7 protein-coding genes are annotated in these 6,703 nt (G+C 38.6%); all 7 read right to left on the reverse strand.

Features of this window, described 5'->3' with window-relative positions:
* Positions 1 to 195 precede the first annotated feature (195 nt).
* Positions 196 to 1,110 (reverse strand): alkaline phosphatase family protein, encoded by a 915-nt coding sequence (locus Q0L68_RS09455; RefSeq protein WP_296702133.1) that lies wholly within the window; start codon positions 1,108 to 1,110, stop codon positions 196 to 198.
* A 9-nt stretch (positions 1,111 to 1,119) separates the two neighbouring features.
* A complete protein-coding gene (locus Q0L68_RS09460) occupies positions 1,120 to 1,461 on the reverse strand; it encodes an L-rhamnose mutarotase (protein WP_296702136.1) in 342 nt (113 codons plus the stop codon).
* Between the two features lie 12 nt (positions 1,462 to 1,473).
* Positions 1,474 to 2,289, reverse strand: a complete 816-nt coding sequence (locus Q0L68_RS09465; protein ID WP_296702138.1) for a sugar phosphate isomerase/epimerase family protein — start codon at positions 2,287 to 2,289, stop codon at positions 1,474 to 1,476.
* Between the two features lies 1 nt (position 2,290).
* Positions 2,291 to 3,313: a zinc-binding alcohol dehydrogenase family protein gene (locus tag Q0L68_RS09470; RefSeq protein WP_296702140.1), complete on the reverse strand. Its 1,023-nt coding sequence runs from the start codon at positions 3,311 to 3,313 to the stop codon at positions 2,291 to 2,293.
* Positions 3,314 to 3,325: 12 nt separating this feature from the next.
* Positions 3,326 to 4,258: an aldo/keto reductase gene (locus Q0L68_RS09475; RefSeq protein ID WP_296702144.1), complete on the reverse strand. Its 933-nt coding sequence runs from the start codon at positions 4,256 to 4,258 to the stop codon at positions 3,326 to 3,328.
* A gap of 42 nt (positions 4,259 to 4,300) precedes the next feature.
* A complete protein-coding gene (locus Q0L68_RS09480; protein ID WP_296702147.1) occupies positions 4,301 to 5,893 on the reverse strand; it encodes a sulfatase in 1,593 nt (530 codons plus the stop codon).
* A 96-nt stretch (positions 5,894 to 5,989) separates the two neighbouring features.
* Positions 5,990 to 6,703 (reverse strand): peptidylprolyl isomerase (locus tag Q0L68_RS09485; protein WP_296702149.1); only part of this gene is annotated, 714 nt, incomplete at its 5' end.

The raw sequence follows: 6,703 nt of genomic DNA on the forward strand, positions 1-6,703 counted from the left end.
TGCTGGATTCTATTGCAAGACCGGCAATTGCAATTCGAGGCAGACTTTTTTCAGTTTTTTCTGAGTTAGTACAGCTGAAAGCAAGTAAAATCGCCAAAAGGCCAAAAATTGAAGTTCTCATGAAATTAGTGGTGGGTTTTAGAAATGTTGTTTGAAACAGATCATTTGGGTAATACAAGTATGCAGGATTTTTACTTATTTCTTAAATATTCCGGCTGGAGTTTTACCAATGGCAGAAGCCTGAAGTTCTGGAATCCCGAAAATATTTGCAATGATCATGGCTGTATTTGCATTGCTATTTGGGGTTTTGAAATTTTGATTTTTCAAAATATTCGGACCAACTATGGCCCATGGTACTTCCATTTCTTCAATGCTCAAACCACCATGACCTTTTTCATTTCCTCCATGATCTGTGATCAAAAGGAAATTGGTGTCCTTATATAAACCCTCTGACTTCATGTCTTTTATAAAATCTCCGATAGCTTTATCTGCATCCTCAATAGCTTTGATGTATTCTTTTGACATCCAACCATTATTATGTCCGGCATGATCCACATGTACCGTGTAGAGGAAAATCAGAAATGGCGATTCTTTATTGGCTTTGGCAAACTCAAATGCTTTTTGATAATTTTCTTCGTATCCGTCATCTTCTTCAAAACTCACTTCGTCTAAATACTTCTGATTCATGGAATTAATCAAATTACCCCAATTGTAATAATAGCTGGTTTTGATGTCGGGAGTTTTTTCTTTTAAAGCCTTAAAAATTGAAGGATAGTAACCATCCGCGTCTATTTCGATAGGAGGAAGTTCATGCTCTTCGAGTGTCCAGTTGTTATTGGAGACTCCATGCTGTTCAGGCCCGCCCGAAGTCAGATGACTGGTCCAGTTTGGCAAAGTCACAGAAGGCATTACTGTTCGGGTATTCATCGATAAGATACCATCTGAAAAAAGCTTGTCGATATTCGGTGTTTTCGCTTTTTTTAAACCTTCTACACTAAGGCCATCAATACCAAAAATAAAGACATGCTTAGGGGATTTTGCTTTTGGAATAAAACCCGAAAATAAGATTAAAATTAAGCCAATTGCTATGGTTGGAAATCGGTAATTCATTTTTAATAGTTATTCTCCTGACTTAAAGATTCTGTCCATCAAAACCCATTTTTCTCCCGGCTTAGCCCAAGGGATCGGTTGCTGATATTTCCACATGAGTTCTTCCCATTCTGCGATTTTTGGGTTGGCAGCATCCATCTTTGCTTTTTCTTCAAAAGTGAATTCATCATTCGTCTCCAGAATCATAAACATGCGATTTCCAGATCTAAAGATTTCGATATTGGTCACACCACAGTCTATATCATGCTGTGTTACTTCTGGCCAGGCATTCCCTGCAGCATGATACTGTTCGTATTCTTTGATGGATTCTGGGTCATCGATTAAGTCAAGCGTAAGGCAAAATCGCTGCATAATTTTTCAGTTTTAGAGAAAGTATTTGTTAAATGAGTCTATAGTCTTTTGTGCTGCCTCATCTGAGTTTGGTTCAGGAAAAGCCTCTGCTGAGATATAATGTGAATAGTTTATTTCTTTGATAGCAGAAGCGACTGAAGTCATTTCCGTATGTCCCATCCCTATAGGTTTTCTATTGCTATCCGCAAAATGAATATGACCTATATGGGATGCCCCTATTCGTATGCTTTCAGCAATATCAGCTTCTTCAATATTCATATGGAAAAGGTCAGCCAGTAATTTTACGCGTTTTGTATTTAGCTTTTCCAGAAATTCAACCCCTGATTTCATGGTGTTCAATAGGTTGGTTTCATACCGGTTAAGTGGTTCATAAATTAGGAACGTGCCTAATTTTCCCGCTTTTTCACCAAGAATTTCTAAAGCTTCTGCCAACCAAGAAAGGGTTAATTCCCGGTCATTTCCGGGTAAAACATTTCCTTGCATAGAACCGATTATAGCTGGTGCTCCAAATGCAGCTCCAAATGAGATCATGTCAGAGATAAATGAAATGGCTTTTTTTCTGATTTCAGAGTCTGGATCGGTCAAAGTTAAACCATGGATAACTTTCCCGGCACCTGTACCAACTGCAGAAAGTTCCAGATCGAATTTTTGTAAAAGCTGCTTTAAATTCTCTACCTCCAATGTGTCTGAAGCTGGAGTAAATAACTCAATTGCATCAAAACCGAGATTAGAAGTTTTCTCCATGCTCTTTTCCAAGTCATGCCAATAAATCCATGGACCATAGTTGATTTGCGGTACTAAAGCTATTGTGGTACTAGATTTAATCATGTTATGCTTGGTCAAAGTCTATCATTATTTTGGTGATTCCCACTGGATTTGCATCCCAGTCAATCATAGTTTGCGGTGCTTCATCAATAGTGACTACTTTACTGATCACCTCATCGACAGGAAATTTTCCTTCCTCAAGATATTTGATGACAGTAGGAAAGTCACCTAGGCAATTTCTGGAACCTAGAATTTCTATCTCTTTTTGGACGAACAATGATGTGTTAAAATCCACATCTCTTTTAGCATACCCAATGCAGACCACACGACCTGTAAAAGCAACTTCTTCCACAGCAGCTCTATAGGTAGCAGGACTTCCGACAGCTTCTATGATTACATCCGGTCCGTCGTTGTTTGAATATTTCTGGAGAGCATCATGAAGGTTTTCTTTGCTGGGATTTATAATGTGGGCGACGCCAATTTTCTTGGCGATTTCAAGTTTATTATCATCTAAATCTATGGCTATTACGTTGGAACCTCTCTCTACAGCGGATGCTATAGCTCCCATTCCTACAATTCCACAGCCTAATACTGCCACTATATCCTCATCTGTGATCCTACCTCTTTCTGCTGCATGAAACCCCACAGTTAAAGGCTCAGCTAAAGCAAGTTCGCGGAGTGATAGCTTTTCAGATGGGAATGTATCTTGATAAGGTACTGAAATGTATCGAGTCATGGCACCTGGTCGTCTAACCCCCATGGTTTTATTAGTCTTGCAGGCATTAGGTCTTCCTTTTCTACAGGCTTTACAAGTACCGCAATTTTGATAGGGATAAATGGTGATATTGGTTCCCACTTTTATGGAATCAGGAACATTTGGCCCGATTTCTTCGATGGTTCCACCTACTTCATGTCCTAAAATATTTGGGTATTCCTGAAGTGGAAAAAGTCCTCTGAAACTATTCAAATCTCCTCCGCAGAAGCCCACCATCCCAACACGGACCAATACTTCTCCTGAGCCAACTTTTGGTTTTTCTACTTCTTGAACTTCTGTTTTTCCGACTTCTGTGATGACAAGAGCTTTCATTGTAATAGGTATTTATAGGTTATTTTCTGGTTTTCCTTCAAACCACATTTTGTTTTTAAAAGGCGCCAATAAGGCCGTGATTTCTTTTAATAGCATTTCAGGGATTTCAAAATCTACAGCTTCCACATTTTGCTTGATGATTTCCAATTTATTCATCCCAACGATAGTAGTAGCGATATCAGGATGGTCCATGGCATATCTCAAAGCGACATCGCTTAGTGATACACCAAAGTTTTTACACATATCCAGTAAAATCGGCTGCATGGCTTTCACCTCATCTGGAGACCTATGCCATTCAGGAAGCGGAGCATCAGAAAGGATGCGCTGCATCAAAGGAGCAGCATTCATCAATCCAAATCCTTTTTCTTTGGAAAGCGGAACCAATTCATCATTTATTTCATCTTCCAGAAGGTTATAATGGGCCCAGGAAAGGACAGTATCAAGTTCGACTTCTCTTGCTATCTGAGCGAGGTATCTTACAGGCAAACCTGTGATGCCAATGAATCTTGCTTTTCCGCTTTTTTTAATTTCCTGTATGGTAGGAATAGCTTCTTCTATGATCTGATTTTTATCTACAAACTCGATATCATGTAACTGGAAAAGATCTACGTAATCTGTCTTCAAACGAGTTAAGGATTCATCGATGCTTTTAAGGATTCTTTCTTTTGAAAAATCAAACTCTTGAAGTCCATATCTTCCGCATTTGGTGGCTAAAGTGATGTCCTTTCTTTTTCCTTCCAATGCTGTTCCTAACCGCTCTTCCGCCAAAGTCAAACCATAAAAAGGAGATACATCAAAGAAATTGACCCCATGATCAATAGCGTAGTGAACAGTCCTTTTAGCGTCTTCAAGGGTACATTCATCGAAGACATTTCCTAAAGGAGAAGCTCCAAATCCAAGGATGGAAACCTCTAAATTGGTTTTTCCTAAGCGACGGTATTTCATAGTCTGGTATTTCGGATTTTTTGAAAAAGTCTTTTTATTTAATCAGTCAATCGTCTTACTTCCCCACCAATCTTTATTGGGTTGAAAATCTTTTGATAACATGTTTCTACGTTGATTTTCCAATCGTTCAATCAAGGTAGTTCTATAATTCCTGTTGACAATAGCAGCCGAATCAGGATCATATAAAGGATCCAGTTTTGCCATGTTTGCATTTCGTTCGGATAGCCAAGTGAGTAATTCCTTTGATAATTCTGAAGTCTTAGTAGGATTTTCAGCGGCCAAATCATTCTCCTCACTTAAGTCATTGGCGAGATTATAAAGCTCATCGTGTCCATCTTCCCAATAATGAATCAATTTCCAGTCTCCTTTTCGAATCGTGGAATTAGGTTCTCCGCCTTGGTTTCCATAATGTGGATAGTGCCAATAAAGGGATCTTTCCTCCAATCTTCCTCCTTCAAGTAGAGGTCGAATACTGGAACCATCTATAGCTTCATAGTTTGGAGTGATTCCTGCGAATTCCAATAGTGTTGGATAAAAATCTACTCCCGTTACTGGGGTATCATTTTTAGCTCCTTTGTTTTGAAGCCAAGGTACATACACCAGATAAGGAATTCTTGTCCCTCCTTCAAATTGATACCCTTTTCCACCTCTCAGTGGATCTAAGTTGGTAGAATAATTGTCTCCTGAAACTACCCCTCCATTATCGGAAGTGAAAACAATGATGGTGTTTTCTGACAAACCAAGTTCCTCTAGCTTATTTAAAACTGCTCCGACAGCCTCATCCATTTGTTCGATCAAACCTGCATACACAGGATTATCCTGATGTTTTCTTGCAGGTAAAACCCGCTCCATTTCAAAACCTACACTATCAATACCCATGGCTTCGGCTTTATCTCGATACCTTGCCCATTTTTCCTCTGATGTTTGAATAGGGGCATGTACCGCGTAAAATGACAAGTAGGCCAGGAATTTTTCAGTTTGATGCTGCTCTATAAACAAATTCGTTTCCTTGGCTAATTTCATGGAAAGGCTCATCCCTTTTTCATCCGGATAATCTTCCATAAAAGGATTTTCGAAAGGAGAGAAGTAACCTCCAGAATAAGGTCCTCCAACATGATATCCTCCTTTATTGATATCAAATCCATGATCAGTTGGAAGTGATTGCTCTTCGGCTGAACCCAAATGCCATTTCCCGGCAAAAAAAGTGGAATACCCAGCTTCTTTTAAGGCTTCAGGAAGCGTTGTCATTTCCTTTGAAAGTTGGTGTTCGTAATCAGCTGGTAGTAATTTTGAAAAGCGTTTATAACTTCTCCATGCTTCTCCTGCTGGAGCTCCTATCCAATCTGTAATTCCATGGTTAGCAGTAAATTTTCCAGTCATTAAACTAGCTCTGGAAGGACTACAAACAGCACTGTTAGCATAACCATTTGTGAAAATCATGCCTTTTGAAGCAAGTTTGTCAAGATTTGGTGTTTCATAATACTCGCTTCCCATAAATCCCACATCATTGTAGCCTAAATCATCAACCAGAATAAAAACAATATTTGGCTCTTTAGAAGAATCACTTTTTGATACACATGAAAAAAGAGAAATAAAAGCGACCCAAAGAAGGATAAAGGTTTTTAAGATTTTCATTTAAAGTGTGTTGGGTTTTTATTTATTCAAAAGAGGCGTTTAAGACCGTAGTCCTGTAGGTAAAACTATGAGTTCGAGCTGGGAAATCAAATTTGATTATCGAAGCTTTTTGGGTTGGTTTAGTAAATACATTTTCATCCTGATAGGATTAATGGGTTCATCTTTTTCCCCGGTTTCTGTCGTGGCAATTTTATCCAAAACATCAAACCCTATTTCCAATTCTCCAAAAACTGTATATCCACCATCTAAATGGGGAGTGCCCCCAATTTTTGTGTAAAGTGTTTTTTGGGCTTCATTGAGGGTAAGGTTTCTATCTTTGATATGTTCTTCCAAAGCACTTTCTGTATAGGGTTTTCGATGTACAATATAAAACTGAGTGCTACTGCTAGCTTTTTCTGGATTATTATTTCTGGCTGCAGCCAAAGCTCCCCTTTTGTGATAAATACCCTGATCAATCCGGAATTCTGCAGGAATTAGTTCTCCTGAAAATGGATTAGGCTCGTCATTTTCTGTTGGATTGGGTCGACCACCTTGGATCATAAATTCATTGATTACCCGATGGAATTCAAGGCTATCGTAATAGTCAGATTTTACTTTAGCTACAAAATTATCCCGGTGAAGAGGAGTTTGATTATACAATTTTACCATCATATCACCTTTGCTCGTCGAAATCAAAACGTGATATAAACTATCTTTTTTTGGTACAAGTGATTGAAAGGTTTTGATTTTCTCAAGTTCTTTTCCTGAGTAATCAGAATTGATTTTACTTGATTGACAAGCTGTAATCAGGATCAGAAAAAGTATCCCAAT

It is taken from the genome of Algoriphagus sp., assembly GCF_024642405.1.
In the GTDB taxonomy this organism is placed as follows: domain Bacteria; phylum Bacteroidota; class Bacteroidia; order Cytophagales; family Cyclobacteriaceae; genus Algoriphagus.